The organism is Caproicibacterium amylolyticum (genome assembly GCF_014467055.1).
Classification (GTDB): domain Bacteria; phylum Bacillota; class Clostridia; order Oscillospirales; family Acutalibacteraceae; genus Caproicibacterium; species Caproicibacterium amylolyticum.
Genome location: NZ_CP060696.1, coordinates 1646655 through 1661853, shown reverse-complemented (window position 1 = coordinate 1661853; position 15199 = coordinate 1646655). Strand labels below are relative to the sequence as shown.

General features: G+C 46.1%; 17 protein-coding genes. 13 read left to right on the top strand and 4 right to left on the bottom strand.

From position 1 onward, the window contains the following. The first annotated feature begins 138 nt into the window (after positions 1 to 138). The 3 genes from H6X83_RS07940 to H6X83_RS07930 all read left to right on the top strand — a co-directional run bounded on the left by H6X83_RS07940 (position 139) and on the right by H6X83_RS07930 (position 2314). Positions 139 to 351: a hypothetical protein gene (locus H6X83_RS07940; protein ID WP_212505967.1), complete on the top strand. Its 213-nt coding sequence runs from the start codon at positions 139 to 141 to the stop codon at positions 349 to 351. A 36-nt stretch (positions 352 to 387) separates the two neighbouring features. Continuing rightward, positions 388 to 1041, top strand: coding sequence for a GNAT family N-acetyltransferase (locus tag H6X83_RS07935; protein WP_246419073.1), 654 nt, complete (start codon positions 388 to 390; stop codon positions 1039 to 1041). Between the two features lie 841 nt (positions 1042 to 1882). Continuing rightward, complete coding sequence (locus H6X83_RS07930; protein WP_246419072.1) at positions 1883 to 2314, top strand: putative ABC transporter permease; 432 nt, start codon at positions 1883 to 1885, stop codon at positions 2312 to 2314. A gap of 58 nt (positions 2315 to 2372) precedes the next feature. On the opposite strand, the gene H6X83_RS07925 is transcribed toward H6X83_RS07930, so the two are convergent. Continuing rightward, positions 2373 to 3032, bottom strand: coding sequence for a TetR/AcrR family transcriptional regulator (locus H6X83_RS07925; RefSeq protein ID WP_246419070.1), 660 nt, complete (start codon positions 3030 to 3032; stop codon positions 2373 to 2375). 116 nt (positions 3033 to 3148) lie between these two features. Between H6X83_RS07925 and H6X83_RS07920 the strand changes: the two genes are divergently transcribed. The 4 genes from H6X83_RS07920 (at position 3149) to H6X83_RS07905 (ending at position 8489) form a co-directional block, all read left to right on the top strand. Further along, positions 3149 to 4954: an oleate hydratase gene (locus H6X83_RS07920; protein ID WP_212505966.1), complete on the top strand. Its 1806-nt coding sequence runs from the start codon at positions 3149 to 3151 to the stop codon at positions 4952 to 4954. Positions 4955 to 5070: 116 nt separating this feature from the next. Further along, a complete protein-coding gene (locus H6X83_RS07915) occupies positions 5071 to 6426 on the top strand; it encodes an esterase/lipase family protein (RefSeq protein WP_212505965.1) in 1356 nt (451 codons plus the stop codon). A gap of 183 nt (positions 6427 to 6609) precedes the next feature. After that, positions 6610 to 6780: a hypothetical protein gene (locus H6X83_RS07910; protein WP_212505964.1), complete on the top strand. Its 171-nt coding sequence runs from the start codon at positions 6610 to 6612 to the stop codon at positions 6778 to 6780. 41 nt (positions 6781 to 6821) lie between these two features. Next, positions 6822 to 8489: a flavin monoamine oxidase family protein gene (locus H6X83_RS07905; RefSeq protein WP_212505963.1), complete on the top strand. Its 1668-nt coding sequence runs from the start codon at positions 6822 to 6824 to the stop codon at positions 8487 to 8489. 62 nt (positions 8490 to 8551) lie between these two features. On the opposite strand, the gene H6X83_RS07900 is transcribed toward H6X83_RS07905, so the two are convergent. Next, positions 8552 to 9217, bottom strand: a complete 666-nt coding sequence (locus tag H6X83_RS07900; protein WP_212505962.1) for a hypothetical protein — start codon at positions 9215 to 9217, stop codon at positions 8552 to 8554. Positions 9218 to 9428: 211 nt separating this feature from the next. On the opposite strand from H6X83_RS07900, the gene H6X83_RS07895 reads away from it, so the two are divergent. The 3 genes from H6X83_RS07895 (at position 9429) to H6X83_RS07885 (ending at position 11886) form a co-directional block, all read left to right on the top strand. Continuing rightward, on the top strand, positions 9429 to 9920 hold the full coding sequence (locus H6X83_RS07895; RefSeq protein ID WP_212505961.1) for a hypothetical protein: 492 nt from the start codon (positions 9429 to 9431) through the stop codon (positions 9918 to 9920). Between the two features lie 65 nt (positions 9921 to 9985). After that, positions 9986 to 11269, top strand: a complete 1284-nt coding sequence (locus H6X83_RS07890; RefSeq protein WP_212505960.1) for an O-acetylhomoserine aminocarboxypropyltransferase/cysteine synthase family protein — start codon at positions 9986 to 9988, stop codon at positions 11267 to 11269. A gap of 128 nt (positions 11270 to 11397) precedes the next feature. Continuing rightward, complete coding sequence (locus H6X83_RS07885) at positions 11398 to 11886, top strand: deoxycytidylate deaminase (RefSeq protein WP_212505959.1); 489 nt, start codon at positions 11398 to 11400, stop codon at positions 11884 to 11886. Between the two features lie 45 nt (positions 11887 to 11931). Here the strand turns inward: H6X83_RS07885 and H6X83_RS07880 are convergent, their stop codons facing one another. Together H6X83_RS07880 and H6X83_RS07875 are read right to left on the bottom strand one after the other, a co-directional pair. Continuing rightward, a complete protein-coding gene (locus H6X83_RS07880) occupies positions 11932 to 13527 on the bottom strand; it encodes an ABC1 kinase family protein (protein ID WP_212505958.1) in 1596 nt (531 codons plus the stop codon). Further along, positions 13524 to 13817 (bottom strand): phasin family protein, encoded by a 294-nt coding sequence (locus tag H6X83_RS07875; protein ID WP_212505957.1) that lies wholly within the window; start codon positions 13815 to 13817, stop codon positions 13524 to 13526. The genes H6X83_RS07880 and H6X83_RS07875 overlap by 4 nt, the downstream gene beginning before the upstream one ends. A 167-nt stretch (positions 13818 to 13984) precedes the next feature. On the opposite strand from H6X83_RS07875, the gene H6X83_RS07870 reads away from it, so the two are divergent. The 3 genes from H6X83_RS07870 to H6X83_RS07860 all read left to right on the top strand — a co-directional run bounded on the left by H6X83_RS07870 (position 13985) and on the right by H6X83_RS07860 (position 15138). Continuing rightward, complete coding sequence (locus H6X83_RS07870) at positions 13985 to 14605, top strand: hypothetical protein (RefSeq protein WP_212505956.1); 621 nt, start codon at positions 13985 to 13987, stop codon at positions 14603 to 14605. An 87-nt stretch (positions 14606 to 14692) separates the two neighbouring features. Further along, positions 14693 to 14866, top strand: coding sequence for a hypothetical protein (locus tag H6X83_RS07865; protein WP_212505955.1), 174 nt, complete (start codon positions 14693 to 14695; stop codon positions 14864 to 14866). A gap of 14 nt (positions 14867 to 14880) precedes the next feature. After that, on the top strand, positions 14881 to 15138 hold the full coding sequence (locus tag H6X83_RS07860; protein WP_212505954.1) for a spore coat protein: 258 nt from the start codon (positions 14881 to 14883) through the stop codon (positions 15136 to 15138). The last annotated feature ends 61 nt before the right edge of the window (positions 15139 to 15199 follow it).

Sequence of the window (15199 nt, the reverse complement as noted above, 5' to 3'; positions counted from 1 at the left end):
TATTTTTGGATGAGGAAAAGAGAATGAATAATGGACTTAATTCCTTTAAAGCTTAGTGTCACCACCTGATATCTACTTAAAACTCCGGGGCATACGGTTGATTTCGTCAGCATTTTGTTCCCAGATGGAGACTGTCTGGTGGGCGATGTCGCTGCACATATGCTTCCATTTGCAGGTACTCATTATTGCGTTGTTTTTATCTGCAACTTGGATGAATACTATAATAGCTGGGAGAAGATGATCTCAGCGGGTGCAAAACAGATATTTCCCGCACACGGAGAGCCTTTCCCTGTGGACAAATTGGCTGGGAATATACATAAAAATAAATCTGAAAATTTGGTCTTTTACTAAACTTTACTTAACAGTGGAATCTGAAGGAGAAATAATTTGAATAATAAAAAAGAAGAATATTTTATTAGGAATGAGCAAGCGAAAGATCTGCGTGAAGTGGAAGAATTGACGAGAAAGGCCTTTTGGAATTTGAATGTTCCAGGTTGCAGCGAACATTATTTGGTACATGTTATAAGGCATCATCCGGACTTCATACCGAAACTGGATTTTGTTCTTGAAAAAGGCAATCACATCATCGGAAATATCATGTATACAAAAGCAAAACTTATAGATGAGGAGAACCATGAAAAACAAATACTGACTTTTGGCCCACTGAGCATTCTTCCAGAGTTTCAAAGAAAAGGATACGGTAAAGCACTGCTTGAGTATTCGTTTGAAAAAGCAAAAGAGATGGCCTATGACGTCATTGTAATCTTTGGCAACCCTGATAATTACGTTTCCCGTGGGTTTAAGAGCTGCAAAAAATACAACATATGTATCAATGAGGATTTCTATCCGGCAGCCATGCTGGTAAAAGAATTAACAGAAAAATATTTGGACGGAAGGAAATGGCGCTATATAGAGAGCGATGCGTATCAAATCAATGAAGAGGCAGCAGAACAGTTTGATTCTGATTTTGAAAAAATGGATCGAAAATTTCAGCCCAGTCAGGAGGAATTTTATATCCACAGTCATTCAAAGATCATTTGACCCTATAGTTATGTTATGAGTATGTTGGGCTACCGACACCCAAACTTTCTATTGTAATTTTACCTCCAAAGGAGTCCTGAGCATGACCCGGTCATTCAACGGGTCATATCTCATATCTGATTAACAGTAAGGATGGTCCTGTTCTCATCACAGGTGACGCCTGTATCCGCAATAAAAGTTTGGAGATAGGTGTGGGACCTGGCACATCATCTTTTAATATAGCGAAAGCTCAAAGAACACTGGACAAAATATGTGCATTTGTAAAAAATAATCCTACTGTAAAAGTATGGTGTGGTCATGATTTCCCGAAATAGTTTTCCTATTTTGTTATGGGTATTGCAAATGCGGCTTTGCCGCAAACTATTGGTGGAACAGATTTCAAAGACTTTTTTTCAGGTGCTATGATAGGGATATCAATTATTGAAATGCTTACGGCATATATATGTTAGTCACCGCACATCAGCTAAATAAAATTTATTTTATAGAAAAAAGTGAAAATTTATAGTACTGATACAAAAAAGCCACCCCGATTGAGGGGCGGCAAATGTAAAACGAAATCATTTAGCAGAAAGAACCGATGTTAAAGCAACGGCAGATGTAGCTCCAAAGTGAACACATAACGCTGACCTCCTTTACAAAGCAATTGTTCTGAGAACAACGTAATTGTAACAGACCTGTAACTAATTTGCAAACGAAATTATTACCAAATCGATTGGAATTATGGAGTTACATGCAATGCATTTTTTCACACAAGTGGTAGAGATAAATATAAGTACATATACTTCTGCGCTGGCAAATAGACTGCCGTAAAATCTAAATAGCATTTTGGAGGTGCAGCAGCTTGAAAAATACTCGATTATGCACTTTTTGGGAATATTTGTTTTTGTTCCTTTTTGGCGGAACAGCTTACTGCTTGTTGGAACTGCACTGGCGTCATTGGACGCACTGGTCAATGTTTTTAGCCGGTGGTTTAGTATTCTGTATAATCGGTGTGGAAAATCAGAAGATTCGCTGGGAGTGGCCGCTTGTAAGTCAGGCACTGCTGGCCGGATTGACAATTACAGCCATTGAGTTTCTTTTTGGCTGTATTTTTAATCTTGGTCTGCACATGCATGTGTGGGATTATTCAAAGCAGCCGTTCAATCTGCTGGGACAGATTTGCCTGAAATGGTCGCTGCTGTGGTGTGGGATTGGTCTGGTTGGGGTTATAGTAGATGATTTTCTCCGCTGGAGGATTTTTGGCGAAGAAAAACCGCATTACCGATTGCTGTAGATATTCGTTCTAAACATATTGGCAGGGCCTACAAATGCGTGTGAACCGGATGGACTCCTTATTTTGCATATTTTTTGAGCGCTTTTATAAAGTCACCCTGAACGAGAGTAGCAACTTGGTCGGCAATATCCTCGGGCTTTTCTTTCATGCCGGTGCGAACCCAGTCAATTCCTACGGAAACGACTGCGAGACTGTAAAAATGTGCAATAAACTTTTTATGCTTTGCTTCGACATTTAAACCAGTCGCTTGTTCCTCTACAACAGGATAGATGACCTGATACAGAACACGGTACATAAATGCTTCTAAGTATTCCCGACTTATGGAGCGGTACGAATTAAGGACAAGGTTTTTGTTTTCCTGCATCCGCTGAAGCACGTGGCAGTAACCTTGCTTCCATGTATCGATATCGCGGTTCTTTGCCAGAGCCGCTGAACTTTCCTCAATAAAAATCCACTCAACAAGATCATAGATGTCTGAAAAATGATAATAAAATGCTTGACGGGAAACTCCGCAGTCTTCGACAATGTCTTTTACGGTAATGTGATCTAAAGTCTTTTGCTGCAGCATCTTTTTTAATGACTCTGCAAACATCTCCTTGGCGTTTTTTAGCATGGAAGAATTCTCCTTTCCCAAAAATATATTTATTGTATCTATTCTTTTTAACAAGGGTATGAACAGAATTTTACTATTGTACCAGAGCTTTACACACAGTGCCATCTGTAAATATTGCTTAACAGTAATGGCAATGTGTCAATTCTGATTTGCCTTCTTCCATACTATACTGATTTCAGAACAAAATGAAACACGAACAAATTAAAAGGAGATGGTTCGGTATGAATATTTATTCCACGATGTATAGGCCAAGAAAACCGGAGGGAATCGAGGAACGAAAAGCGTACATCGTAGGCGGCGGTTTGGCTGGCCTGGCGGCAGCAGCATTCCTAGTTGATGACGCAGGCATGCCTGGTGAAAACATAACCATCCTTGAAAAACGGAATGATGTTGGTGGAAGCATGGATGGCATGCGCAATGAATTCGGTTACCTTTGCCGCGGCGAGCGTGAAATGGAACCCTATATGGAATGTCTGTGGTATTTGTTCAGTAAAGTTCCTTCGCTTGAGAGCAAGGGCCGTTCTGTGCTGGATGATATCGTGGAGTTTAACCGTGAGGAGCCGATTCACTCAGAGTGTCGTGTTCTGGTGAACCGCGGCGAACGGTACAGCAAGGTCCACGATTACCGCCTTTCCCAGAAGGACATGGCAGATATGCAGCACTTTTTAAGCCTGCCGGAGTCTGCTCTTGAGGACAAAAAAGTGTCCGATATTTTTGACGATTCGTTCTTCAAAAGCAGCTGCTGGATCAATTTCCATAGCTGTTTGGCTTTTAAAACATACCACAGTGCATTGGAGTGTCAGCGCTATTTTCAGCGCTTCGCACTGGAGGTACGCCACGAATACCTGGAAGGCATCATTCATACGAAATATTGTGAATACGACGCGATGATTAAACCACTTATGACATGGCTTTGCAGTAAGGGTGTTAAGACGGCATACAACTGCTGGGCATATGATATTGAAATGGACGCGGCTTGCAACACGGCAAAAGCACTGTTGGTCCGTCAGGGGGAAAAAGAGAGTACGATTTCGATGGATGAAAAAGATATTGTTTTGGTCACCAATGGTTCCATGACTACAAACAGTGCTTTTGGTGACAACCAAACAGTAGCTCCGACAAACCGCAGTACCGACGATTTGGGTGCGTTTACCCTTTGGCAGAATCTTGCCAGGAAAAATGAGAAGTTTGGGCATCCTGAAAAATTTGTCGGCCAGATTGATAAAACAAAATGGGTTTCCTTTATGCCAACCATTAAGGGATACCCGGAACTTGTAAGGCGCATTGAAGAAATGACAGGAAGCAAGGCTGGCACCGGCGGCGCAATTACGATACTGGATTCCAACTGGGACATGTCCTTTGAGCTGCATCATAATCCGTTCTTCCTGAACCAGAAAGACGATGAGCAGGTGATGTGGGGATATGGCTGCTACGGCGAAAAAGAAGGCAACTATGTAAAAAAGCCGATGTGTGAGTGTACCGGTAATGAAATTATGACAGAGCTGCTCTATCATTTGAACATGCTGGACATTAAAGATGAAGTGCTGCAGCATTCCTACATCTCCACTTGCATGATGCCTTACGTTACCAGTCAGTTTATGCCGCGCAAAATAACGGATCGCCCGAAAAATGTGCCGGATGGATGCACAAACATTGGATTCCTTGGTCAGTACGTCGAAGTGCCGGAAGACGTAGTCTTTACGGTTGAAATGTCTGTGCGTACTGGATTGATGGCGGTCTATCAGCTTACCGGGCTGGAAAAGGATGTACTGGAGGTTTATCCCTCAAAATATGATGTTCGGTACATTGTGGAACGGCTGAAAAAATTTGCGGGTAAGACAGCCGCTGACCGCTTGACTGTGGATGATGTACCAGCCATTCAAAATCTGAACGAAGATCAAATGAAACATATGGCAATCGCCATGTTGAATTCTTATCCGCCGTATTACCATATGTACTTAGGGCGTGACCAGACGGTTCCGCTGAAAGAATCGGTACTGCACCCCAAAGCGCCGCTTAGTAAATAAACAGCGGCTTTCCATTTCATGCATGTGATCTTGGCTATAGAGGATTGAAAAAATCTTATCTATAGCCATTTTTGCTGTCTTATGTATTAATTAATGAATCAGGAGGTTTTAGGGTGATGAAAAAATGCAGTTTGAAACGAGTTGTCAGTTTACTGCTAACACTTGCGTTTGGCTTGTGTTTTTCGCTTTCGGTTCCTGTGCAGGCGGCGAAACGCTGTGTTTTGTCTACAATAACGAAGAGTTCAGGGACAAGAACTTTGAGTACCGAAGCAGGCAATCATGATCCGATTGTGCTGGTTCACGGGCTGTTTGGGTGGGGTAATACGGAAATCGCGCACTCAAATTATTGGGGCGGAACTGACAGTTTGCGTGATTTGCTGACGGAAAAGGGGTACACGGTATATACGCCAACCATCGGGCCGGTATCAAGCAACTGGGACAGAGCGTGTGAACTGTATGCCTACCTTGTTGGCGGAACAGTTGACTACGGATTGGCACATTCCCGAAAGTATGGTCACGCAAGATACGGAAGCACTTTTACAGGTGTTCTTCCACAGCTAAATGATACGGACAGTCATTTAAAAATTCATTTAGTAGGCCACAGTATGGGCGGCGAAACAATTCGAATGCTTGCGCAGCTCCTTGAAAACGGTGATGCCGATGAACGGGCTGCAGGAGAAGCGAATACAATCAGCCCACTTTTCTCTGGAAAATGTCGGCACTGGATTGACAGCGTGACAACTATCGCCACACCGCATGACGGCAGTCAATTTGATAATAAGAAATATAAGATAGAACCGCTTACACACCAGTTTATTGCAGCGCTTGCCGCAGTACAGGGAGCGAATATTGACGATACGAACCTGGGCTTGGATTTTAAGCTTGGCCAGTGGGGGATAGAGCGTGAACCAGGTGAATCCTACCATTCTTATTTTGAAAAGGTGATGAAAAGCAAGTTATGGGCTAAGACAAAGGATCTGAGCGCTTATGACTTGGATACGGACGGTGCTGCGGTACTAAACGCATATGCCAAAGCACAAAAGGACATTTATTACTTTTCTATTGCTTGCACTGATACATATCGTTCTCTGACTTTTCCGCATTATCAGGTTCCTTATGCGAATATGAATCCAATCCTTTTGCATAGTTCACTGTATATGGGGCGCTATGTGAACTATGCCTATGGGCATGTCACAATCGATCATACATGGTGGGAAAATGACGGCATTGTGAGCGTTCGTTCCGCAATACACCCGCATAGCGGTTCCAGTGATTCTTTCAATGAAAATTATGGTACTGCGTTGGACGGAAGTTATCAGTTTAAGCCCAATACGCAAAAGGGAACCTGGAATTACATCGAGAAAATTCAGAAGACGGACCATATCAATGTAGTCGGACAGCAAAAGAACAAGCAATTCCTGCAGACAAAATTTTATCAGTTGGCAGGAATGCTTGAAAGCATTCCAGAGTGATAAAGAAAATCGATTTATAAGTTTTTGCAGCTTTATCAGCAACATATCAGTCACTTGCTGAACGTAAAGCATATTTACTTTACACCTACTCGGTAGGATGATTCTGAAAAGAAGCTTTCTTCTGCGGTGGCAGTTTTTTCGCTGCTGCCCAAGGCAGTAGAAACTGCGCTGGAGGGCAGGCAGATGCAGCTGATTCTTTTGACGCCTCTACCAAAAACTAAATTGTATTCTTATATTGGGCGGCAGAATGGCAACAACTCTGCCGCCTTTTTTATGCCTGTACCCCTGCAAATAAAACCTGCGGTTAGAAAATTTGGCAGGCATACCAATGCCTGTCTGCCGATATGCTTATGATACAGGATCTTTTACATCGAATAGAGGAGAGGGTGTGTACATTGGCGGAGATTCCAGTAGTGGAGGCACAGCCGAATCCAACCAGTTCAGAGCGTTATCAGCTGCTGCAGCAGGCACTTACAGAGGGGGGGCATCCGGAGGATTTTTGGAATATTGTAAATTTGCTGAATCCCCCAACCCAAATTACGAAAATATCGGTGCCTCCATTGTGTAAAGGGAAAAGGATTGCCGTAGTTGGCGCCGGCCTTGCCGGCCTTTCTGCCGCATTTGAACTGAGAAAACTGGGATTTGACATTACGATTTTTGAGAAGCAGCGGGAGCGTATTGGTGGGCGGGTTTACACTTATTATTTTGATGAAGGTCAAAACCTTTACGGGGAACTTGGTGCTTCTGCGGTGCCAATAGCGCACCAGACTGTGTGGCATTATATAGACTTATTTCACCTGCGCACACGTCCCTGTTTTTCTGCTGTGCGCGGCGATATTTATGACCGCGGCATTCGGGTGCGCAATGATCCTCTCGGATTGGGCGTAAAAACTTGGATTTACCCGCAGTATCAGCTGACTGCCTGTGAAAAAAATTTGCCGTGGGAAAACTGGCTGGATGTCTATATCCGGCACGACCTGCTGCGCATACTGCCGGAAGAGCGCCGGGAGATTCTGCAGATTAAGCGGCAGTACTGCGATACCATCCGGCAGTATTATGGAATGACGGTTCGCCAGATTTTAGAAAAGAACCGCATGAGCAACGGTGGAACAGAACTGCTTTCTGTTTTGTCACTGCGCAATGCAGCACTAAACGACTGCAGCTACGATTGGAGCCGAAAGTATATTGAAGCGGATGCCTGTATGTATCAAATTGAGGGTGGCTCCAGCAAGCTGGCAGATGCATTTTATCAGTCGCTGCTGTCCCAGACACCGCCTGAGTATCGCAAATTGGGGATTGATGTAGTAGGCAGCGTGCGTTTTCAGCAGGGTGTGTCCGTTACTCAAATTGACGGCAGCAAGCCGAAAACGGTGCGCTTGATTTGCCGGCAGGAGGGAACGGAAGAAACTACGGAAGAGGAGTTTGACTGTGTGATTTGCACGGTGCCATTTTGCGCACTGCGAGGTGTTAAGTTGAATCCGGCTTTTAGTCCGGAAAAAATGCAGGCGATTCGGGAACTGCGGTATATGACCGCACAGCGGACACTGTTCCTTTGCAGCAAACCATTTTGGAAAGAAAGAGGTATTTTTGGCGGACGTTCCGTAACGGATTTGCCAATACAGGAAATTGTGTTCCCGGCTTACCCTGCTTATGCGGAGAATGTGCAGCTGAACACGGCCGTGCTGACAGCAGCTTCCAGTTTGGGGCAGGATGCAGTTACACTTGGAAGTATAGAATCTTCGCAGCGGCTGGAACTAATCAAACGGCAGGTTGAAGCGACCTGTGGCTTGTCGGATAAGGAATTGGATGACATTGTCCTGCAAAGCAAAACGCTGCTTTGGTCGGATGCGGCGGGCTTTTATGGCGCATTTGCCTGTTACAGCCCCGGACAGAAAGTCAGCCTTTCTTCTGCCGCGGCCCAGCCAGAGTATGATGGGCGGGTGCTGTTTGCAGGCGCAGATATTTCTACCCAGCCCGGCTGGATGCAGGGGGCACTGCAGAGCGGCATGCTGGCGGCAAATGAGGCGGCTTACCAGACGTTGCTGCATCCTTTTACGGAGTAACGAGTAATAAAAACGGCGCTTTTCTATGGTACATGAATACCATGGGAAACGCCGTTTTTATACTATGAATTTGTTTGCAGAGCTTTTATCAGACCGCTGTCATTCGTAACGGTGAAGAAACAAAGCAGACCAGCTGTATTAAACTGTGCAGTTCCGGTTACAGCAGCCTGTTTCTGTTTGCCCGCTTTGCCGTAAGAAACTGGTGCGGTAAAGGAATAGCCGCTGTCCGTTTTCTGTATTTTGATTTCGCTGTTTTTTGCCTGCATGGTTTGCCCGGAATCCTGTGCAAAACCGTGGTACAGCGAAAGGTAGTTTGCATGGAAAGTGTCATAGGCGTCCTGTGTAAAGAAAGTTTGTAAAGCAGTCTGCGGTGTGCTGGCAGTGCTTGGTGTCGCTTTTGAAACACCTGCGCCCAGTACCGTACCATTGGTGAGGTAGGCAGGATTCGGTCCATTAAACAGCGCCGTGATAACCTGTGTAAGGGCAGCTTTCTGCTGCTTGTCGTTCCCGGGTGCGGCTGACTGTACACTTCCAGCAACTGCAGAAACAGCCGAGTTGGTTGTAGATGATTGTACGGTAGAAACCGCACTGGAAGTTGGGTCGGACGAAACTTCGTTTTTGACAGAAGTTCTACCTCCAGCAGAAGAAGCGCTTTGTGCACTGCATCCTGCAGCGAGCGGCACGAAAACGGCCAGACAGAAGATAACCAAATGCTTTCTTAAATTCATGGTAACCTCCAAATCAGCAAATTTGATTAATATTCAGTATACTTCGCAGAACTAATTATGTCAATATATGGAATTAAACACACTGAATATACTTTTGCACCGAACTGCTGTATCCGAAAATTCGTTCTTTACCCTTGTGAAGCGCTGTAAAGTATCGTATAATTATAGAAAATGCTTAAGATGTGCGGGAAAGCAAAAATGGGGGAATGTTATGCTGTACTGTTCCAAATGCCATGTGCTTTGCGAAAGTGAATGTCCGGTTTGTGGCAATCGTAAACTGACAGAGCCAAAGGCAGAGAACCCGGCTCGCCTTGCCACAGCGGACGAAGCCAAGGCGGATATGATGGAGGGACTGCTGCAGGACGGCGGTATTCCTTATGAGAAGCGTGCGGCGGTTTCCGCTGGAGAAGCAAGCCGCAGAGTCTACAATTTTTATGTGCCATGCTGTCGATATGAAGAGGCAGAAAACGTGCGCAAAGTCGTTTTCCCGGAGCCAAACACAGAGGCCGCGCCGGATGCGCAGCCGCCAGAGGAGCAGAAGCCGCAGACTTACCGCGTTAAGGGGGAAACCTTTGAGGTGATGCCCCGCAGAAAGCGAATTTTCTGGCGTGCTTTTTCGGTGGTACTGTTTATTGTGGTGGTTGCAGTAGTCGTTTTTGCAAGCGACGCGATCGCCGGGTGGATCAAGGGCTTGTTTGCTTAGAGCAAAAGCCATGCATTGATTGCAATCCAGAAATGGATTTGTATAAGAATAAGGAAGTGTATAAAATGGATCATTCTTATCGGCCGGATACGCTGTGTATCCATGCCGGGTATTCGCCGAAAAGCGGCGAACCCCGTGTACTGCCTATCGTGCAGAGTACTACATTTCGCTACAACAGTGCGGAGGAAATGGGCCGCCTGTTTAATTTGGAGGACGACGGCTATTTTTATTCCCGTATTGCGAATCCAACCGTAGACGCAGTGGAGAAGAAGATTGCAGCGCTGGAGGGCGGCGTTGGCTGTGTTGCCACCTCATCTGGCATGGCGGCAATTTTTCTTGCAGTGCTGAACATTTGCAAGGCAGGCGACCATGTTGTCAGCTGCAGCGCGATTTACGGCGGTGCTTTTAACCTCTTTAATAAAACCATGCGGGACATGGGCATTGACTTTACGTTTGTTCCGCCGGATGTTACAGAGGAGCAGCTGGAAGCTGCCATGAAGCCGAACACCCGCGTTGTTTACTGCGAAACACTTGCGAACCCGGCATTGGTGGTTACGGACATTGAACTCTATGCAAAGGTTGCCCACGCACATGGTGTGCCGCTGATTGTGGACAATACGTTTCCAACGCCAATCAACTGTAAACCATTCCAATTTGGGGCTGATGTTGTTGTACACTCTACCACCAAATATATGGATGGTCACGCTGTACAAATTGGCGGTGCCATTGTGGACAGCGGCAATTTTAATTGGACAAACGGCAAATTCCCCATGCTGACTGAGCCGGATGAATCCTACCATGGTATGGTTTACACAGAACGTTTCGGCAAAGCCGCCTATATTACAAAAGCCCGCGTACATCTGCTGCGCGATATTGGCTGTCAGCCTGCACCGGAAAATGCGTTTCTGCTGAATCTCGGTTTGGAAACGCTGGCACTGCGCATGGAGCGTCACTGCTCCAATGCACAGAAAGTTGCAGAATTCCTGGAGCAGGATGCACGTGTCAGCTGGGTCAACTATCCGGGGCTTAAGAGCAGCCCGTATTACAAACTGGCCCAGAAGTATCTGCCGCACGGTTCCTGCGGCGTTATTTCCTTTGGCGTAAAGGGCGGCCGCGCTGCTGCTGCAAAGTTTATGGAGTCTTTGCAGCTTGCCTCTATGGTGATTCATGTGGCTGACCTGCGTACCAGTGTGCTGCATCCTGCCAGCACCACACACCGCCAGCTGACTGATGAGCAGCTGGCGGAAGCCGGCATTGGAGCAGATATGATTCGGATGTCTGTTGGCATTGAAAATCCGGATGATATTTTAGCGGATATTAATCAGGCTCTTGATAAAGTGAATGCATAAAAAAACTGCCGCCAATTCAGTTTCCCTGATTGACGGTATTTTTGCGTATTGCGCAAGCTTTTGCTTTTCCTTTGGGCAGCTTTCTGCTATAATAAATTTGTATATACTGTAAGAACGGAGTGGTTTTCTTGAAAAAGCAGGATTATATTTCATGGGATGAATATTTTATGGGGGTTGCGCTGTTGGCAGCAATGCGCAGCAAAGACCCGCATACACAGGTGGGCGCCTGCATTGTGAATCAGCAGCACATTATTCTTTCCACAGGCTACAATGGCCTGCCTGTGGGATGTTCCGATGACGAATACCCATGGGAACGGGAAGGGGAAGCGGCCCAGACGAAATATCCCTTTGTGGTGCATGCGGAATTGAACGCAATTCTCAATTCCGGCGGCAAGTCCCTTGCGGGAGCCTCCATATATGTGGACTTGTTTCCCTGCAACGAGTGCGCAAAGGCAATTATTCAGTCAGGCATTCAGGAAGTGGTCTATCTTTCAGACAAGTACGCAAACGAGCCGGCAACGCTTGCCAGTAAACGAATGCTGAAAAGTGCCGGGGTCGTACTGCGGCGGCTCAAACCGGAAAAAACGGAAATCATACTGAATTACACACATGAATAAACGGCGCTGCTGCATAAGAAAAGGCCATCCGAAAGCGGATGGCCTTTATCGTTTTGTTTTGCGGTAAATCGAAATCACCAGAATAAGACACAAAATGAATGCAATGAAAAATCCTGCCAAACCAAGTACAGGTAAACCCAGTACCTGCGGCTTCATGTTGGTGCTGCAGATAATACTTGAGCCAAGCAGCAGGGAAGCCGCAATGATACAGACCACAAGTTTGTTGACCATGCCGTCCAATTTTTCCAGTGGCTCTTCTGAACCGACAATTTCCAAATTCAGTTTTGTGTGGCCTTTTGAATAGGTCTTGAGTGCACTTGCAAGGTACGCCGGCAGGCGGATGCCGCTGCGCAGGCTGCCATACAATGCTTTTCCGGTATGCAGCAGCTCTTTTTTAATGTCCAACTGTTCGGTGAATTCTCCTGCAAGGTGGGTCTTAATAATATCTACGAGGCTGACGTTGGGACAGCACTTTGCAATGACACCTTCCAGCGTTAAAATGCCGCGTGCCAGCATGGTAACGCTGGAGGGAATAGAGATGTCAAAGGAAGTGGCAAGCTGCAAAATCTCCTGCAGCATCTTTCCAAGATCAAGTTCAGAAAGACTGGCGTCACCGTATTTGCGCAGCAGCTCATCCAGTGCGTCATAAAGCCGGGAATGGTCAATGTGCCGGTGTGCAGTACCGATGGTCAGCAGCCCTTCCTCCAGCATGTGAACATCATGTTCGGCAACCGCCTGAAACATGCTTCGGAACAGTTGCTGGTCGTGGCGGGAGATGCGTCCGACCATGCCGAAGTCCAGAAAAACGATTTTTCCGCCGCTGATCCGGATGTTGCCAGGGTGGGGGTCGGCATGAAAAAAGGCATCGTCCAAAACCTGCTTGGAAAAATTTTCTACCAGTTTGGTGCCGATTTCATCCATATCGTAGCCAAGTTCTGTCAGCCGCTTGGTGTCATCTATCGGAATGCCGTCAATACATTCCATTACCAAGATACGTTCTGTTGTCAGGTGGCGGTTGACTTTCGGGCAGGTTACGTAGGCAATGTCCTGATTCAGCCGGACGAATTCCTGCATGTGTTCTGCTTCCTGCAAAAAGTTCATTTCCTGCTGCGCCACAGTCCACATTTCATCTATAACAGCATTGAAGTCAAGCGGAGCGTGTGCGGCGGCACTCATGTGGTTTAGCAGACGCACGGCCTTGTGCATTAGTTTTACATCCTGTTGCATGGTGTCGTGAATGCCGGGGCGCTGCACCTTCACAACTACTTTCTGACCATCTTCCTTTAAAACGGCGCGGTAAACCTGTGCAATCGAAGCGGAACCGAGCGGCGTTTCATCAATTTCCGAAAAAGTCTGAGAAACAGAGCTGCCGTATTCCTGTCGAATCATTTCTTCGATTTCATGAAAAGGAACCGGTTGTACCGTTGCCCGCAGCTTTTCCAGTTCTTTGCAGTATTCACGCGGAAGAATGTCACTTCGCATAGACATGACCTGCCCGAGTTTAACATAAGTGGGGCCAAGTTCTTCCAGAATACTGCGCAGGGAAGCAGGTGTCAGGCCATGCAGAACATCATGCCTGCGCAGAACGCCGAGCAGTTCCCGCAGACGGGAAGAACTGCCGGCAGGGGAGGAGTCTTTCATTGGTTAGCGTCTAGATGTTCCAGTTTGGCTTTCAAAGCGGCACGCTGCTCCGGGGTCAGATTTTCAATTTCATCCAAAATGCTGCTGCCCGATGTTTTTGCAGCGGTGTCTGCGTCTTCCTTTTCTGCTGCTTTGCGTTTCAATTCTTCATTAATTACCTTACCCTGTGCAACAGTAAGTTCGCCCCGTTCCACCAGAGAGTCCACAATATCCTTGCTTTTTTCAAAGGTAACCGCGGCGGCACCAATGCCCGCCAAAACAACTTTTTTCAGGTCTTCACTGAGATTCATTTGTCATTACCTCCTTTTTCATAAGAATAGCACAGACTGTCAACAATAAAAAGTCCGTTTTGCAAAAATTCAGAAATTGTACACAAACACAGGAATTTTTGACGGCAGGAATTTTTTGTGCTATGATTTCAGCGGAAGCTATTTTTGTGCGGGAAAGGAACAGAACATTGGAGAAAAAACTCGAAATTCTCGACCTCTATGAAGAACCGGAGTACAGCGAGGAAAGCTGGCAGAACACACAATCTGCAATTTATGAAAGCCGTCTAATGCCAGTACTGAACCTGATTTTGGCGGTGGTGTTTTTAGCGCCTGCATTTACAGCAATGAGTATGGGACGGGCGTATTGGTACCTGTATCTGCTGTTTTATGTTCTGGGTGCGGCAATGCTGACACTCGGCATTTTTCATTTAGCATCCCCGATTCTGCGCAGGGAGGGAACGGATTTGATTGGCGTCAGCTGCGGGCTGATTCCCAAAGAACACCGCATTCCGCATACCGCTCTCAAAGCGATTCAGGCGCTGCCCGCTGTCGGAACCAAAAAATATTCCAAATTTTTACGTTTTTATGTGGAACTCCAGCCCGAAAACGGTAAAAAAATCAATTTGGGCGAACGCCATATGAAAGAGGATGACGCGGTGGTTCTGGACGAGTACCTTGTGCCTGTGGACTTGCGTACCAAAGAAGCGGAAAAGGTTACCGTGATTCGTCCATTGCTGCTTCTGGAACTTGCTGCTGCTGCAGTCGGTGTTATTGGCTTAATTGTGAATCTTGTGTTGCCCTTGCACTAAAGTTTTCACAATACAGTGAGCGCCGTGAAGCAATGATGTGCATATTTTTAACACCTCTGTGCAGACTATTCTGCGGAGGTGTTTTTTATGAGTCCAAAAGAATTGTCCTATATTGAAGACGCACTTAGCCACGAACAGTTTTTGCAGAAGCAGTGCGAAAATGCAGCTTCCGCCATGACAGACATGCAGCTGAAACAGTGTGTAAAGCAGATGTCCAACAAGCATCAGCAGATTTTTCAGCAGTTTTTCGATTTGGTGTAAAGGAGGAACCGAAAATGGATGACAAAAACACAATGGAAGATCTGCTTTTAGCAGAAAAGAACGCGTGTGATTTGTATCTGCACGGCAGCATCGAGTCTGGCACACAGAATGTGAATCAGGCTTTTACAAAAGCATTGCAGGATTCTCTGACACTGCAGGGTGATTTGTACAAAAAGATGACTGAAAAGGGTTGGTACACATCCCAGCAGGCACCACAACAGCAGATTCAGCAGGTGAAACAACAGTACGCCTGTTCACAGCAGAAACAATGACATTGAGGCCGAAGCGGTTGAAAATCACCTGCTTCGGCCATTTTTCTAAGTCGGCATCAAT

Bases quoted from the DNA above. Each gene is read 5' to 3' on its own strand.
- H6X83_RS07925 (WP_246419070.1), bottom strand. From the start codon at position 3,032: ATGGCACTGTGTGTAAAGCTCTGGTACAATAGTAAAATTCTGTTCATA.
- H6X83_RS07920 (WP_212505966.1), top strand. From the start codon at position 3,149: ATGAATATTTATTCCACGATGTATAGGCCAAGAAAACCGGAGGGAATC.
- H6X83_RS07915 (WP_212505965.1), top strand. From the start codon at position 5,071: ATGAAAAAATGCAGTTTGAAACGAGTTGTCAGTTTACTGCTAACACTT.
- H6X83_RS07910 (WP_212505964.1), top strand. From the start codon at position 6,610: ATGCAGCTGATTCTTTTGACGCCTCTACCAAAAACTAAATTGTATTCT.
- H6X83_RS07900 (WP_212505962.1), bottom strand. From the start codon at position 9,217: ATGAATTTAAGAAAGCATTTGGTTATCTTCTGTCTGGCCGTTTTCGTG.
- H6X83_RS07895 (WP_212505961.1), top strand. From the start codon at position 9,429: ATGCTGTACTGTTCCAAATGCCATGTGCTTTGCGAAAGTGAATGTCCG.
- H6X83_RS07890 (WP_212505960.1), top strand. From the start codon at position 9,986: ATGGATCATTCTTATCGGCCGGATACGCTGTGTATCCATGCCGGGTAT.
- H6X83_RS07880 (WP_212505958.1), bottom strand. From the start codon at position 13,527: ATGAAAGACTCCTCCCCTGCCGGCAGTTCTTCCCGTCTGCGGGAACTG.
- H6X83_RS07875 (WP_212505957.1), bottom strand. From the start codon at position 13,817: ATGAATCTCAGTGAAGACCTGAAAAAAGTTGTTTTGGCGGGCATTGGT.
- H6X83_RS07865 (WP_212505955.1), top strand. From the start codon at position 14,693: ATGAGTCCAAAAGAATTGTCCTATATTGAAGACGCACTTAGCCACGAA.
- H6X83_RS07860 (WP_212505954.1), top strand. From the start codon at position 14,881: ATGGATGACAAAAACACAATGGAAGATCTGCTTTTAGCAGAAAAGAAC.